Genomic DNA, 14,816 nt, shown 5'->3' with positions numbered 1-14,816 from the left:
TTTTTCTTATAGTTAGCTGGGCGTTAGTTACAAATTAGCCTTCAGAACCTGTAGCCTGGGCAACGGTATGCATATCCTTATCACCGCGACCAGATAAGTTCACCAAGATCGTTTTATCTTTAGGTAAGGTCTTAGCTAGCTTGCACGCATAAGCAATGGCATGTGCTGACTCAAGCGCAGGAATGATGCCTTCGATTTGACAGCAATCGTGGAATGCTTTGAGAGCCTCTTCATCAGTAATGGCAACATAGTCAGCACGACCAGAATCCTTTAACCAAGCATGCTCTGGACCAACACCGGGATAATCCATACCAGCAGAAACCGAATGCGTTTCAGAAATCTGACCATTTTCATCTTGTAAAAGATAGGTGCGATTGCCATGCAAAACACCAGGCTTGCCAACACACAATGCCGCTGAATGAAGCCCGCTATTGAGACCATGGCCCGCTGCTTCTACGCCAATGAGTTTTACTTGGGGATAATTAATATAAGGATAAAAGATTCCCATGGCATTAGAGCCACCGCCAACACAAGCCAAAACATAATCAGGCTGACGACCGGTAAGCTCAGGCATCTGCACTTTGCACTCTTCACCAATCACACTCTGAAAATCTCTGACCATCATTGGATAAGGATGAGGACCGGCAACGGTGCCGATAATGTAAAAAGTATCCTCTACATTAGTAACCCAATCACGCATCGCCTCGTTGAGCGCGTCTTTTAGGGTCTTGGTACCTGACTCCACAGGGACTACTTTAGCGCCGAGTAACTTCATGCGGTACACATTTTGCGCTTGGCGAGCAACGTCAACAGAGCCCTGATACACAGTGCAATCCAAACCAAATCGCGCGCAGATCGTTGCCGTCGCAACGCCATGCTGTCCGGCTCCTGTCTCAGCAATAATGCGTGGCTTACCCATACGCTTAGCCAACATAGCTTGACCGATGACATTATTGATTTTGTGGGCGCCGGTATGATTTAAATCTTCGCGCTTGAGATAAATCTGCGCACCACCAACCATCTCACTCCAACGCTTAGCGTGGTAAACGGGAGATGGACGACCTACAAAGTGCTTAAGCTCGTAATGAAACTCTTCTAGGAATTCTGGATCATATTGATATTTGGCATAAGCCGCTTTGAGTTCATCCAAAGCAAACATCAGCGTCTCAGAAACAAATACGCCACCGTAAGGACCAAAGTGTCCTCGTGCATCTGGCTTATCGTACATAAATACCTCTTTTAATTAGTTGCGGCAAATGATGAAGGCAATGTGTGTGCATCTGCTGCACGCACCGCCTCGATAAACTCTTTCATTAAGGCGTGATCTTTAACACCCTTGCTGATTTCAACGCCGCTTGAGACGTCAACTGCACAAGGGTGTAGACGTGCAATAGCTTCGCCCACGTTGTGCACGTTCAATCCACCACTCAAAACGACCCGAGGCGCGTTTGCGCTTATCCATGCTTGTGGAATTCCTGACCAATCAAAAGGAACGCCCCCTCCCCCATAGCCCTCAACTAGGGCATCGAGCAAAAAGGCATTTGCTTGGCTATATTGTAGGGAAAAATCGTCAAATGCGAAGTCTGGCCCTACACGTGCAGCCTTCATCCAGGGCTGGCCTGCTGCCAAACGCTGACAATCTGCAGGGGATTCATCCCCATGAAACTGCCATAAAGTGATCGAAGCAGCGGCTCTAATAGCCTCAAATTCAGCATCAGTGGCGTTTACGACCAGGCCTACGGCATCAACCCCTGCAGGTAACCTAGATATCAGCGAGGCCGCAATATTGGGACTCACAGACCTAGGGCTCGGCGGATAAAAGACAAAACCGATCGCGTCAGCACCAGCGGCAACAGCAGCATCGGTATCTGCAGGCGACTTTAAGCCACAAATTTTGACCCTAGTATGGCCTGGGGAGTTAGTAAGTAAGCTCATACAGAAATGATAAGGCCTAGAGCAGATAAAAAGCTCGCTTAGGCAAAAATCTCCTTAGGTAGCCAGGAATTCGTAAGCCAAGGCTTAGGGATTAAAAAATGCTCTGGATAGGCAATTTGAGCTAAATAAAGACCGTCTGGGGAAAAGGTAGGCGCCGCAATACTGCGATCTTTTGCAGCCAGGACTTCTGCCATCCATTCTAATTTTTGCTTCCCAACGCCAATTTGAATGAAGCTTCCCACTAGATTACGCACCATATGATGCAGGAAAGCATTTCCTTTAATCTTAAAGTAGAGCCATGGCTCACTGGAGAAAATCTCAATGGAATAGATTGTTTTCACCGGAGTCTTGCTTTGACATTCTGAAGAGCGAAATGAGGTGAAGTCGTGCTCACCAATTAAACATTCCGCAGCCTGCTGCATCGCCTTAACATCAAACCAACGATCTGAAGGCAACATGACATAACCCGCGCGATTTGTCGTCATGGGAGAGCGGCACGGTCCGGCATGTAAGGCATAGATATAAGTGCGTTCATGAGCGGAATACCTGGCGCTAAACTCCGGCGGGACTGGTTGAGCCCAGTTCACCACAATGGACTCTGGCAAAAAAGAGTTTACCCCTCTAACCCAGGACCAATTTTCTCGCTCAACATCCACATCAAAATGAATAACCTGACCTAAAGCGTGAACTCCTGTATCCGTCCTACCAGCCGTAATTACCCGTATCGGATTTGACTTAAGTGCACCAACACCAACAAATGCAGAGAGGGCTTTTTCTAATTCATCTTGAATAGTGTTCTGATTTACCTGTGTCTGCCAACCAGAATATGGACTGCCATCATATTGAAGACCCAAGGCGATGCGCATAAAAAGTATTTAACTATTACGGTGCGACAACTCAACTAACAGGCCTTGAGCTTCCACTGTAATTGCAGGATCAATTGAAGTACCAATTTGCACGATTTCCTGTAGTGATTTCTTGGCTGACGCAAAATCCTCGATCGTAATATAGGCACGTGCTAGATTTAACTTTACCCGAAGCGTATCAGCAAGTGGATTAACAGCTGTCACAGAGGCTGGATTAGATTTTTTAATCGGCGGTAATTCTAAATCGATTCCAGCAAACAACGCCTTAGCACGATCAGGCATTACGCCATGAGAAGTAGTGTGCTCTTTGGGTGTTGCAATAACCTTGGGTGCTTCGACAGAAAAATCACGTGCCTCAGATTTACGGGCATTCTTTGCCAATAGCCAGAGTAGTAAACCTGTTAACACCATGAACCCAAGAGCAAAGATTGCAGGAGTAAATCCACCAAAGCCAATGGCACCAGCAGGCTTTGCCAATTCCGATGACTTACCTTTGGCCTGATCCAGTATGCGCTGTAAATCTGCAATATTCTTCTCAAGCTCAGCTACACGAACACGCGTTTGTTCAAGCGCTTTTTCTTGTGCTACCAGGTCTTCTGTATACCTTCGCTCTTCAGATACGCTATCCGCACTCGACCCAATTTTGAGTCGATCTTTCGCAGGTGCATCCTGACCATTTTTTTGGTTGATAGGGTTTTGTGAGCCACCCTTTCCCTCGCGCTCGGATAGCCACTGGGCATTGGCCTCAGCTACAAACTGTTGGGCCTCTGCAGGACTTATCGATCGCAATAAAGCTTGATTAGGTAAATTAAGCTCAACACCTGCATCCAACCGGTTGATACTACCGCTGGCAAATGCATCAGGATTGACTTTAAATAGCGCCATCATTGTTTGATCTAGCGTGGCTCCCTGTAACTGAGGCGCTAGTTGCGCCGCAATTTCAGAGAGAGTTTGGCCAGGTCTCACTAGTATTTTCTGTGCATCACCCAGTAGCAATGTATACGCCTTAGTAAGGCTACCTGCCGACCATTTCAGCGTTACTAAGACATCCCAGAATGGATCATCTGATACAGGCACAGACTCAACTGTTTCAAGCAACACCATTACTTGCTGTTGTTGATTGCGATAAATCATTGCTTGAGGATTAAGAGCTAGTAGCTTTTGGGAAATACCCAAACGATCATAAGCCGCTTTATTAGCGATTCCAACATTGAGACTAGAGAGAGCGGCCTGCTCATCAACTCCAAGCCGAATCGGAAACTCCACTTTCAGTGGCTCACCCGGTCTTGAAAGTAATTTTGGAGAACCAAGAGAGATGGCTCCTGCTACACATGACCAACTTAGTAATGCTAAGCAAACTACTTTTGCAAATCGGATCTGACTATTTCGAAACATTAGCGCTCAAGCAAGATACGGAGCATGCGACGAAGTGGCTCTGCTGCACCCCATAACAGTTGGTCGCCAACTGTAAATGCGCCCAGATACTCTGGACCCATCGCCATCTTATGTAAACGACCAATAGGTACTGTCAAAGTACCGCTAATTGCAGCTGGTGATAATTCGCGCTCGGTAGTCTCACGATCATTGGGAATTACTTTGACCCATTGGTTATCGTTAGCCAAGATCTCCTCAATCTCTTTTAGCGGAATATCTTTTTTTAGTTTCACTGTCAAACCCTGAGAATGACAACGCATAGCGCCAACACGGACACACAGACCGTCGATTGGAATGCTGCCGGGGGTTCTAAATGCAGGACGACCTAAAATCTTATTAAACTCAGCCCCGCCCTTCCACTCTTCTTTTGTTTGACCGTTCTCAACTGGAACATCGATCCAGGGAATCAAGCTGCCTGCCAAAGGTGTATTACGGAAATTTTTCTTAGGAAAGTCAGATGAGCGTAATGTTTCAGTAACCTTGCGGTCAATATCTAAGATCCAAGATGATGGATCGGCTAATTCAGTAGCTACGCTGTCACGTAAAGCGCCCATTTGCAGCAAAAGTTCGCGCATATTTTGGGCGCCAGCACCGGAGGCGGCTTGGTAGGTCATGGCACTAATCCACTCAACCATATCCGCTTTGACCAAACCACCCATGGCCATCATCATCAAACTCACTGTGCAGTTGCTGCCAATCCAGTTCTTGCCACCAGCAGCCAATGCTTTATCAATAACAGATCGGTTAACGGGATCCAGCACCAATACTGCATCATCTTTCATGCGTAATGCACTAGCAGCATCAATCCAGTGACCATCCCAACCAGCTGCACGCAGTTTTGGATAGATATCGTTGGTATAGTCACCGCCCTGGCAAGTCAAAATGATGTCGCAGCGAGATAGCGCTTTGATGTCGTTTGCATCTAGTAAAGCATTTTCATTTCTAGTAACTTGCTGGGCATTGAATAAGGGAACTTGGCTACCAGCCTGGCTAGTACTAAAAAAAACAGGCTCAATCAGATCGAAATCTTTTTCAGCCAACATTCTTTCCATCAGAACGCTACCAACCATACCGCGCCAACCAACTAAACCGACTAAGGGTGTCTTTGTGTTTACCATGATGAATAATCTATTAAATAAGGTTATGTAGTGTTGTGTTTTATTTAGAAAGTGCGGCTACGACGGCATCACCCATTTCCACAGTAGAAACCTTCGTGGTACCTTCAGTGAAGATGTCCGCAGTGCGCAAGCCTTGAGAAAGTACTTTTTGTACCGCTGCTTCAATCCGATCGGCCTCTAACGGCATTGCCAAGGAGTAACGCAACATCATAGCCGCAGACAAAATCGTCGCCAATGGGTTAGCAATGCCTTTGCCAGCAATATCCGGTGCGGAGCCATGGCTAGGCTCATACAAACCTTTGTTGTTTTTATCTAATGAAGCTGATGGCAACATACCAATAGAGCCAGTCAACATAGCGGCTTCATCAGAGAGAATGTCTCCAAATAAATTACCAGTCACGACAATGTCAAACGCTTTAGGGGCCTTCACTAACTGCATCGCCGCATTGTCAACATACATATGAGACAACTCAACATCGGGATATTCTTTTGCAACGCGAATCATGACTTCGCGCCATAGTTGCGAGGTCTCCAAAACATTTGCTTTATCAACACTACACACTTTCTTGCTGCGCTTGCGTGCCGCCTCAAATGCAACACGTCCAATGCGCTCTACTTCTGGCTCGCTGTAATGCATCATGTCGTAGCCTTCACGCGCACCCTTAAACAATGGCAACTCCGATGTACGAATGCCGCGAGGCTGACCAAAATAAATATCGCCATTCAATTCACGAATAATCAGAATATCGAGACCGCCAACAATCTCTGCCTTTAGACTGGAAGCCGCCGTTAACTCGTCGTAACAAATCGCCGGCCTAAAGTTGGCAAATAGTTCGAGATGTTTACGCAAACCTAAAATAGCCTGCTCGGGACGTAGTTCACGAGCTAGTGTGTCGTATTTCCAATCGCCAACAGCCCCAAATAAAATCGCATCTGCTTTTTTAGCGAGCTCTAATGTAGCGGGAGGCAGTGGATGACCAGCAACATCGTAGGCAGCACCGCCAACAGGAGCCGTCTCAAGATCAAATTTGGGGCCGAGCGCGTTTAACACCTTAACGGCTTCAGCAACGATTTCCGGGCCGATACCATCGCCCGGGAGAACTGCAATTTTCATGAAAGGCCTTTAACTCTATAAAACTACGGCAGTTGTGTCGCAAGCCAAGGCATCTTGAGGATACGCTCAGCTTCGTAAGCCTTGATTTTATCTGCATGTTGCAGGGTTAAGCCGATATCGTCTAAACCGTTCAGCAGGCAATGCTTTCGAAATGGAGCTACATCAAAGCTATATGCAGTCCCATCGGGGGTAATCACTTGCTGGGCATCGAGATCAATAGTGATCTGGTACCCACTAAAAGCCAAAGTTTCATTAAACAAATGGTCTACCTGAAGTTCAGATAAAACAATAGGTAAAAGGCCATTTTTGAAGCAGTTGTTGTAAAAGATGTCAGCAAAGCTCGGGGCAATCACGGCTCTAAAGCCATATTGATCCAGTGCCCAAGGCGCATGCTCACGAGAACTACCACAACCAAAGTTCTTGCGAGCCAGCAAAATACCAGCGTCTTTATAGCGAGGTTGATTTAAAACAAAATCTGGATTGAGCGGCCTTGAACTGCAATCCTGTCCTGGCTCACCATGATCTAGGTAGCGCCACTCGTCAAATAAGTTCTGGCCGAAGCCCGTCTTCTTAATCGACTTTAAGAATTGCTTCGGAATAATGGCGTCGGTATCAACGTTCTCGCGATTCAGCGGAGCAACCAATCCTTTGTATACCGTAAATTTATCCATGATGAACTTTTGCTTAATAACTACTAATGACTAATTAAACGCTTATTTGACGGGCGTCACTACAACGTCTTTCCCTTTAGTTTGGGACTGGTTGTTATTGTTTGTATTATTCGTGTTGCTCGTGTTAGCACCACCCATAGAGCTACCCATGGTCTGGAGGTCTTTTCCAACACCTTCCATGGTGTTAGCGCAGGCAGAAAGAATGATTCCTGCAATAGCAACAATCGTGAGCTTTTTAATCATGGTGAAAGAGGACCATTTAAACACTGTATCTCCTTAAGAAATCTTACGAACATCAACAAAGTGACCTTCAATCGCTGCAGCAGCAGCCATTGCTGGGCTGAGCAAATGCGTCCTACCGCCGTTACCTTGACGACCCTCAAAATTCCGATTGGAGGTAGAAGCGCAACGCTCACCAGGCTCAAGGCGATCGGCATTCATTGCCAAACACATCGAGCAACCCGGCTCACGCCATTCAAAGCCAGCGGCCTTAAATACACGATCCAAACCTTCACGCTCTGCTTGAGCCTTAACTAATCCGGAGCCAGGAACCACTAATGCCAATTTAACGTTAGCGGCAACTTTTTTACCTAAACGATCAACTACCTTCGCAGCAGCACGAATATCTTCGATACGGCTATTGGTACAGGAGCCAATGAATACTTTATCTACAGAAATATTACTAATCGGGGTATTTGGAACAAGGCCCATATATTCCAACGCACGCTCCATGGCTGAGCGCTTATTTGGGTCACGTTCTTTTTCTGGATCAGGAATGCGATCGCTAATTGAAAGCACCATTTCTGGCGAAGTACCCCAGGTGACTTGCGGGGCAATTTCTTCTGCTCGTAGCTCTACTACAGCATCAAAGTGCGCATCTGCATCTGAATGCAAAGTGCGCCAATATTGAAGGGCATGACGCAAGGCCTCGGCTTTAGGAGCATATGGTCGACCTTGAATGTACTCAATAGTAGTTTCATCAACTGCAACTAATCCAGCGCGGGCACCTGCTTCAATTGCCATATTACAGATGGTCATTCGACCCTCCATAGACAGATTGCGAATGGCCTCGCCAGCAAACTCAATAGTGTAACCAGTACCGCCAGCAGTGCCAATTTTGCCAATCACGGCAAGCACAATATCTTTAGCTGTAGAGCCAGGCTGTAAGCGCCCATCTACCCGAACCAACATGTTCTTACTCTTTTTCATGAGCAAGGTTTGGGTTGCCAGTACATGCTCCACTTCGGAAGTACCAATACCGAATGCCAATGCACCAAAGGCACCGTGAGTACTTGTATGGGAATCACCACAAACCACTGTCATGCCAGGCAAGGTTGCGCCCTGCTCAGGTCCAATGACATGAACAATCCCCTGACGGGTGTCGTTCATTTTGTACTGCGTGATACCAAAGGCATCACAGTTTTGATCAAGTGTATCTACTTGGAGCTTAGAAATTGGATCCGAGATTCCTTCAGAGCGGTCTGTAGTTGGGACGTTATGATCCGAAACAGCTAAATTCGCAGAAATACGCCACACCGGACGGCCGGCTATATTCAGCCCCTCAAAAGCTTGAGGGCTAGTTACCTCATGTAGCAGTTGACGATCTATATAAATCGTGGCGGTGCCATCTTGTTCAGAATAGATGACATGGTCATCCCACAATTTATCGTAAAGCGTACGTGACATGAATACCCTCTGAAGCTTTTATTTACGAACAGTAATGTTAGGAACTTGACGAGAAGTTTCACCAACGTATAACTGACGTGGACGTCCAATCTTGTACTCAGGGTCGGTAATCATTTCTTCCCATTGAGCAATCCAACCAACTGTTCTAGCCAAAGCAAAGATACAAGTGAACATCTCTGTTGGAACGCCCAAAGCGCGCTGAACAATTCCAGAATAGAAGTCAACATTAGGATACAACTTACGACTTACGAAATATTCGTCTTCTAAAGCAATCTTCTCGAGCGTCATCGCCAGCTTAAACAGAGGGTCATCTTCGAGACCCATCTCCTTCAATACTTCATAGCAAGTTTCACGCATGAGTTTTGCGCGTGGATCAAAGTTTTTGTAGACGCGATGTCCGAAGCCCATTAAGCGAACGTTTGAGTTTTTATCTTTTACTTGCGCAATAAACTCATGAATCTTTTCAACACCACCATTCGCTTGAATATTATTGAGCATCTCTAAGCAAGCTTCATTTGCTCCGCCGTGGGCTGGGCCCCAGAGGCAAGCAATACCAGCAGAAATGGCTGCAAACGGATTTGTACCGGAAGATCCACACAAGCGAACAGTAGATGTAGATGCATTTTGCTCATGATCAGCATGCAATGTGAAGATGCGATCCAAAGCGCGCACCAATACTGGATTGACTTTGTACTCTTCACAAGGCGTTGCAAACATCATGCGCATAAAGTTGGCTGTGTATGACAAGGAGTTATCTGGGTAGATAAACGGTTGCCCTACAGAATATTTATAAGCCATTGCTACCAATGTTGGCATCTTTGCGATTAAACGAATTTGCGCAATTTCACGAGCCTTAGGTTGACTGTAATCAATCGCATCATGATAGAACGCAGCCATCGCACCAACCAAACCAGTTAATACAGACATCGGATGAGCGTCACGACGGAAACCGCGCAAGAAAAATTGCATTTGCTCATGAACCATGGTGTGATGCATAACCAGGTCCTCAAAATCTTTTTTCTGCTTTGCGTTTGGCAACTCTCCGTTTAACAGCAAGAAACAAACCTCTAAGAAGTCGCAGTTGTGCGCCAAATCTTCAATTGGATAACCGCGGTAAAGCAGTTCACCCTTATCGCCATCAATATAAGTAATTTTGCTGTTGCAGGAGGCTGTCGATAAGAAGCCGGAATCGTAGGTGAACTTACCAGTCTGACCATATAACTTCCGAATATCAATCACATCGGGGCCAACTGTACCCTTGTAAATAGGCAAGTCAATATCCGGTGAGCCATCTGAAAATGATAATTTTGCTTTGATATCCGATTCAATCATTTCTAATCCTTAGTCATTCAAGTTGATGATTAATGCGCTATTTGACCATGCATCTCCAACGCTCTTGCAGCTGGTGGGGCTTTACTTCTGTCTCAATTTTTCTAAAACGGACTTAAAAGACGCCTCTTGAGACTCTTTTTCCAACGCAGCAACCGAATCCCTGCGACCAATGAGTAAGTCCATTAAATCATTGTCTTCTAAGGCCAGCAACTGGGTTAGTACTTTTCCATCTTCCATATTTAATTGATTGCCATAGCGCTCAAAGAAACGTTGCAGAATTAAATCGTTCTCAAGCAACCCTCTGCGGGCGTCACTTTTTAAACGATATAACTCTGCATTGCTCAGGGTCATACTGCCCTACGAACCATCAATTCTTTGATCTTTCCAATAGCTTTGGTTGGATTCAAATGCTTAGGACAAACGTCTACGCAATTCATGATGGTGTGGCAGCGGAATAAGCGGTATGGGTCTTCTAAGTTATCCAAGCGCTGTCCGGTATCTTCATCACGACTGTCGGCAATAAAGCGGTAAGCCTGAAGTAGACCAGCGGGACCAACAAACTTGTCTGGATTCCACCAGAAGGATGGGCATGAAGTAGAGCAAGATGCGCACAAAATGCACTCATACAAACCATTGAGCTCTTCGCGCTCCTCAGGACTCTGGAGGCGCTCTTTTTCTGGCGCAGGATTATCGTTTACCAAATAAGGCTTGATAGACAGATATTGCTTGAAGAACAAGGTCATGTCGACGATTAAGTCACGTACGACTGGTAAACCAGGTAAAGGACGCAATGTGATCACCTTTGGCAGGGTCAACATATTGGTTAGGCAGGCTAGGCCATTCTTACCATTGATGTTCATCGCATCTGAACCACAAACACCTTCACGGCATGAACGGCGATACGTGATGCTCTCGTCTTGCTTCTTCAGAGAAATCAGAGCATCCAACAACATACGCTCACCAGTTAACTCAAGTTCATAGCGGACCATGCGAGGCGCTGCATCGACATCAGGATCGTAGCGGTAAATTTCAAATATACGAATATCACTCATTTTCTATTTCTCTTCGCTTAGAAAGTACGTTCTTTGGGTGGGAAGGACTCAACAGTCAAGGGCTTAAGCACTACTGGTTTGTAAGACAATTTGTTACCTTCGCTATACCAAAGGGTATGCTTCATCCAGTTTTCATCATCACGCTCTAGATGATCATCATGCGAATGCGCGCCACGACTTTCGGTACGAGCAGCTGCCGAGATCATCGTTGCGTTAGCAGTCTCAATCAGGTTAGCCACTTCCAAAGCTTCAATACGCGCTGTATTGAAAATTTGTGACTTGTCTTTTAGCCAGAGATGCTTGGCACGCTCGGTCAACTTAGCCATTTGACGAACACCTTCGTCCATCAACTCTTGATTGCGGAACACGCCGGCATACTTTTGCATTGTCTTGCGAATGTCATTTGCAACATCTTGTGCGTATTCGCCTGAAGTTGAGTTATCTAGTGCTGCAATGCGCGCCAAAGTCTGCTCACCTGCATTCTCAGGTAATTTTTTGAATTCACGATTCTTCAGGTCCATAGAAACGATATGGTTACCAGCTGCACGACCGAAGACCAGTAAGTCCAGCAGTGAGTTAGTACCCAGACGATTTGCACCGTGGACAGAAACGCATGAACACTCACCAATTGCATAAAGACCATTCACGATCTCGTTATGCTTGCCATTTGCAGGCACCACTACTTGACCATTAATGTTGGTCGGAATACCGCCCATCTGATAGTGAATCGTTGGCACCACAGGGATTGGTTCCTTGGTAACGTCAACGTTAGCAAAGTTAATACCGATCTCGTAAACAGAAGGCAAACGCTTCATGATCGTCTCTGCACCAATGTGAGTTAGATCGAGGACGACATAATCACCATTAGGGCCACAACCGCGCCCTTCTTTAATCTCTTGATCCATGCAGCGTGAAATGAAGTCACGTGGGGCTAAGTCTTTATAAGTAGGAGCATAACGCTCCATAAAGCGCTCGCCGTCCTTGTTACGCAAGATAGCGCCCTCACCGCGACAACCCTCTGTCAACAATACGCCCGCACCAGCTACGCCCGTTGGGTGGAATTGCCAAAACTCCATGTCTTCCAATGGAATGCCAGCACGTGCTGCCAGACCCATGCCATCACCGGTATTAATGAATGCGTTCGTTGACGCATCCCAAATACGGCCTGCACCACCAGTAGCCATCATGACTACTTTAGTTTCAAGAATGTAGACCTCGCCGGTTTCCATTTCGAGGGCAGTAACGCCGACAACATCGCCAGCATCATCACGAATTAAATCTAAGGCAAGCCACTCGACAAAGAAGTTGGTTTTTGCGCGTACGTTGCGTTGATATAGGGTGTGCAACATTGCATGACCAGTACGATCGGCTGCAGCGCAAGCACGTTGAACAGGCTTCTCGCCATAGTTGGCAGTGTGTCCACCAAATGGGCGCTGATAAATTGTGCCGTCTGGATTACGGTCAAAAGGCATGCCATAGTGCTCGAGCTCATAAACTACTTTTGGCGCTTCACGACACATAAACTCGATAACATCTTGATCGCCTAACCAGTCCGAACCTTTGATGGTGTCGTAAAAGTGATAGTGCCAATTATCTTCACTCATGTTTCCCAGTGAAGCACCAATACCGCCCTGTGCCGCAACAGTATGGGAGCGAGTTGGGAAAACCTTAGTTAAAACCGCAACGTTCAGGCCAGCTTCTGCTAGTTGCAAAGAAGCACGCATACCTGAACCACCTGCACCAATAATTACCGCGTCGAAACGGCGGCGTGGCAATACTTTTTTAATCGCAGTCATTGACTTACACTTTCCACAGAATTTGTACGGCATAGGCCGCACAGGCTACGAGATATAAAACAGTTAACACTTGGAGTGTTAAACGAATGCTGACGGGCTTGATGTAATCCATCCAGATATCACGGATACCAATCCAAGCGTGATAGGTCAAGCTGATGAAGAACAATAGCGTCAAAAGCTTCATCAGCTGATTGCTGAACAATGAAGCCCAACCTTCGTAAGTGGCACTACCTGCAATGCAATAGTCAACCAGTAAAACAATGGTGAAAACTACCATCACAATGGCGGTTGCACGTTGAATAATCCACTCTTTAAGGCCGTAATGAGCGCCAACTACTAAACGCTTTGGTCCGATTTGATAAATAGGCATTCGATTTCCTTATTAGTGAGACGCTTAGTACAAGCCGAATAGTTTGAGGCCAACGAGCGCAGTCAAAGCCAAGCCCAAGAAAAATACAAAAATTGCTGAACGGTTGGCATCCAGCTTCTCAACACCAATGTCTAAGTCCAACAACAAATAGCGAATACCAGCACAGAAATGGTGCAAGAAAGACCAGATCAATCCCAGAAGTACGATTTTTACCAGCACGTTGCCAGTAATTGCTTGAAACTTTTGATAGCTTATCTCCGAGGCCAAGCTTTGATCGAAGAGATACAGTAAGAACGGCAGCATCAAAAACAACGTCGCTCCACTAATCCGGTGAAGAATGGATACTTTTCCAGCCCAAGGAAGGCGGTACTTGATTAATTGGGCAAGACCAATGTTTCGGTAAACCGGTCTATCTTTTTTTACGTTTTGCTGTGCATCAACCATGGGTAATCTCAATCTTTCGGTGGAGGTTCAGTGTGGTTTTGTTGTGTTGCAACATATTCTATTGGAAACCTGAGTAGTAGTGGGGTATTTAGCGTTCTAAGGGGTTAAAAAGTCGTTTTTACCAGTTTTCGAGTGTACTACTTAGTTGAGTTTGTTGTCATAGTGCTGTTCAGAAGTGTCATATCTAGCGTGACGAATTTCTACTGGTTTATTCCCGTAGGTGAAAGCGACACGCTCAACTGACAATAAGGCAGCACCCTCTGTAACTTGTAAATGATTGGCAAGCCGGGAGTTGGCTAGCACGGCTTTAATTTTCTCTTCCGCGCGCACCATATGAGTAGCGTATTGGCTCTCATAGAAGGCGTACATTGGTCCAGCCCAAGCGTTCAGAGCGTCGAGAGTAAGGCCCTTAAAGCGCACCTCTGGCAGCCAAATCTCCTCAAAAACGATCGGCCGACCGGCGTCGCTTTGTATGCGATCTATGCGAATAATTGGGTCACCTGCAATCAAATTGAGTAGCTGCGCAATATGGGCATCCGATACCATATTCTCGCAAGCTAAAAACTGGTTTTTTAGATGCAGTTTCTTACCAGAATCTGGTTCTAGCCTTAAGAAGCGATACTGCCAATCATCCTCTTGATGGGTAGCAACAAAAGTACCCTTACCTTGGCGGCGTACCAATAGATTTTGAGCTGCTAACTCATCGATTGCCTTGCGAACCGTGCCCTGACTCACTGCATAACGGGCTGCAAGCTCCATTTCGCTTGGAATAGCTTCGCCTGGAAGCCATTCTGATGCCTGCAGGCTTGCCAAGATCAATGCCTTGATTTGCTCGTAAAGCGGGCTAAATGCGGCAATCGGTTCGGATATAAGTGACAAATTAGCTCCAGGACAAGGTCTATTGGATAAAATTCAGGCTTATCTCATATCTTATATAAGACATGATTGACAGTGTAAATGGAAAGTCCATACACTTGAATGGATAATAGAAAAGATTT

Annotated in this window: 16 protein-coding genes; all 16 read right to left on the bottom strand. The window is 46.1% G+C overall.

Annotation, left to right across the window (positions count from 1 at the left end; all coding sequences use genetic code 11):
* Positions 1–34: 34 nt before the first annotated feature.
* Positions 35–1,228, bottom strand: coding sequence for a tryptophan synthase subunit beta (trpB, locus tag DN92_RS05300; RefSeq protein ID WP_173960272.1), 1,194 nt, complete (start codon positions 1,226–1,228; stop codon positions 35–37).
* Between the two features lie 11 nt (positions 1,229–1,239).
* Entirely contained in the window at positions 1,240–1,935 is a 696-nt protein-coding gene (locus DN92_RS05295) for a phosphoribosylanthranilate isomerase (protein WP_173960271.1), read from the bottom strand.
* A 38-nt stretch (positions 1,936–1,973) separates the two neighbouring features.
* Positions 1,974–2,801: a tRNA pseudouridine(38-40) synthase TruA gene (gene truA, locus DN92_RS05290; RefSeq protein WP_173960270.1), complete on the bottom strand. Its 828-nt coding sequence runs from the start codon at positions 2,799–2,801 to the stop codon at positions 1,974–1,976.
* 9 nt (positions 2,802–2,810) lie between these two features.
* Complete coding sequence (locus DN92_RS05285) at positions 2,811–4,196, bottom strand: FimV/HubP family polar landmark protein (protein ID WP_173960269.1); 1,386 nt, start codon at positions 4,194–4,196, stop codon at positions 2,811–2,813.
* A complete protein-coding gene (gene asd / locus DN92_RS05280) occupies positions 4,196–5,353 on the bottom strand; it encodes an aspartate-semialdehyde dehydrogenase (RefSeq protein WP_173960268.1) in 1,158 nt (385 codons plus the stop codon). Before asd ends, DN92_RS05285 begins: the two co-directional genes overlap by 1 nt.
* Positions 5,354–5,393: 40 nt before the next feature.
* On the bottom strand, positions 5,394–6,467 hold the full coding sequence (gene leuB, locus DN92_RS05275) for a 3-isopropylmalate dehydrogenase (RefSeq protein WP_173960267.1): 1,074 nt from the start codon (positions 6,465–6,467) through the stop codon (positions 5,394–5,396).
* A 23-nt stretch (positions 6,468–6,490) separates the two neighbouring features.
* Positions 6,491–7,138, bottom strand: a complete 648-nt coding sequence (gene leuD / locus DN92_RS05270) for a 3-isopropylmalate dehydratase small subunit (protein WP_173960266.1) — start codon at positions 7,136–7,138, stop codon at positions 6,491–6,493.
* Between the two features lie 42 nt (positions 7,139–7,180).
* Positions 7,181–7,405, bottom strand: a complete 225-nt coding sequence (locus DN92_RS05265; RefSeq protein WP_173960265.1) for a hypothetical protein — start codon at positions 7,403–7,405, stop codon at positions 7,181–7,183.
* A gap of 9 nt (positions 7,406–7,414) precedes the next feature.
* A complete protein-coding gene (leuC, locus tag DN92_RS05260) occupies positions 7,415–8,824 on the bottom strand; it encodes a 3-isopropylmalate dehydratase large subunit (RefSeq protein WP_173960264.1) in 1,410 nt (469 codons plus the stop codon).
* 18 nt (positions 8,825–8,842) lie between these two features.
* Positions 8,843–10,156: a citrate synthase gene (gene gltA / locus DN92_RS05255; protein ID WP_173960263.1), complete on the bottom strand. Its 1,314-nt coding sequence runs from the start codon at positions 10,154–10,156 to the stop codon at positions 8,843–8,845.
* A gap of 81 nt (positions 10,157–10,237) precedes the next feature.
* Positions 10,238–10,507 (bottom strand): FAD assembly factor SdhE, encoded by a 270-nt coding sequence (locus tag DN92_RS05250; RefSeq protein WP_173960262.1) that lies wholly within the window; start codon positions 10,505–10,507, stop codon positions 10,238–10,240.
* Positions 10,504–11,208: a succinate dehydrogenase iron-sulfur subunit gene (locus DN92_RS05245; protein WP_173960261.1), complete on the bottom strand. Its 705-nt coding sequence runs from the start codon at positions 11,206–11,208 to the stop codon at positions 10,504–10,506. Before DN92_RS05245 ends, DN92_RS05250 begins: the two co-directional genes overlap by 4 nt.
* 17 nt (positions 11,209–11,225) lie before the next feature.
* A complete protein-coding gene (gene sdhA / locus DN92_RS05240; protein WP_173960260.1) occupies positions 11,226–13,004 on the bottom strand; it encodes a succinate dehydrogenase flavoprotein subunit in 1,779 nt (592 codons plus the stop codon).
* A 4-nt stretch (positions 13,005–13,008) separates the two neighbouring features.
* Positions 13,009–13,374, bottom strand: coding sequence for a succinate dehydrogenase, hydrophobic membrane anchor protein (gene sdhD, locus DN92_RS05235; RefSeq protein WP_173960259.1), 366 nt, complete (start codon positions 13,372–13,374; stop codon positions 13,009–13,011).
* 24 nt (positions 13,375–13,398) lie between these two features.
* Positions 13,399–13,818, bottom strand: coding sequence for a succinate dehydrogenase, cytochrome b556 subunit (sdhC, locus tag DN92_RS05230; protein WP_173960258.1), 420 nt, complete (start codon positions 13,816–13,818; stop codon positions 13,399–13,401).
* 141 nt (positions 13,819–13,959) lie between these two features.
* A complete protein-coding gene (locus DN92_RS05225; RefSeq protein ID WP_173960257.1) occupies positions 13,960–14,697 on the bottom strand; it encodes a GntR family transcriptional regulator in 738 nt (245 codons plus the stop codon).
* Positions 14,698–14,816: the final 119 nt, after the last annotated feature.

It is taken from the genome of Polynucleobacter arcticus, from assembly GCF_013307205.1.
In the GTDB taxonomy this organism is placed as follows: domain Bacteria; phylum Pseudomonadota; class Gammaproteobacteria; order Burkholderiales; family Burkholderiaceae; genus Polynucleobacter; species Polynucleobacter arcticus.
This window is presented reverse-complemented; position numbering and strand designations above follow the sequence as displayed.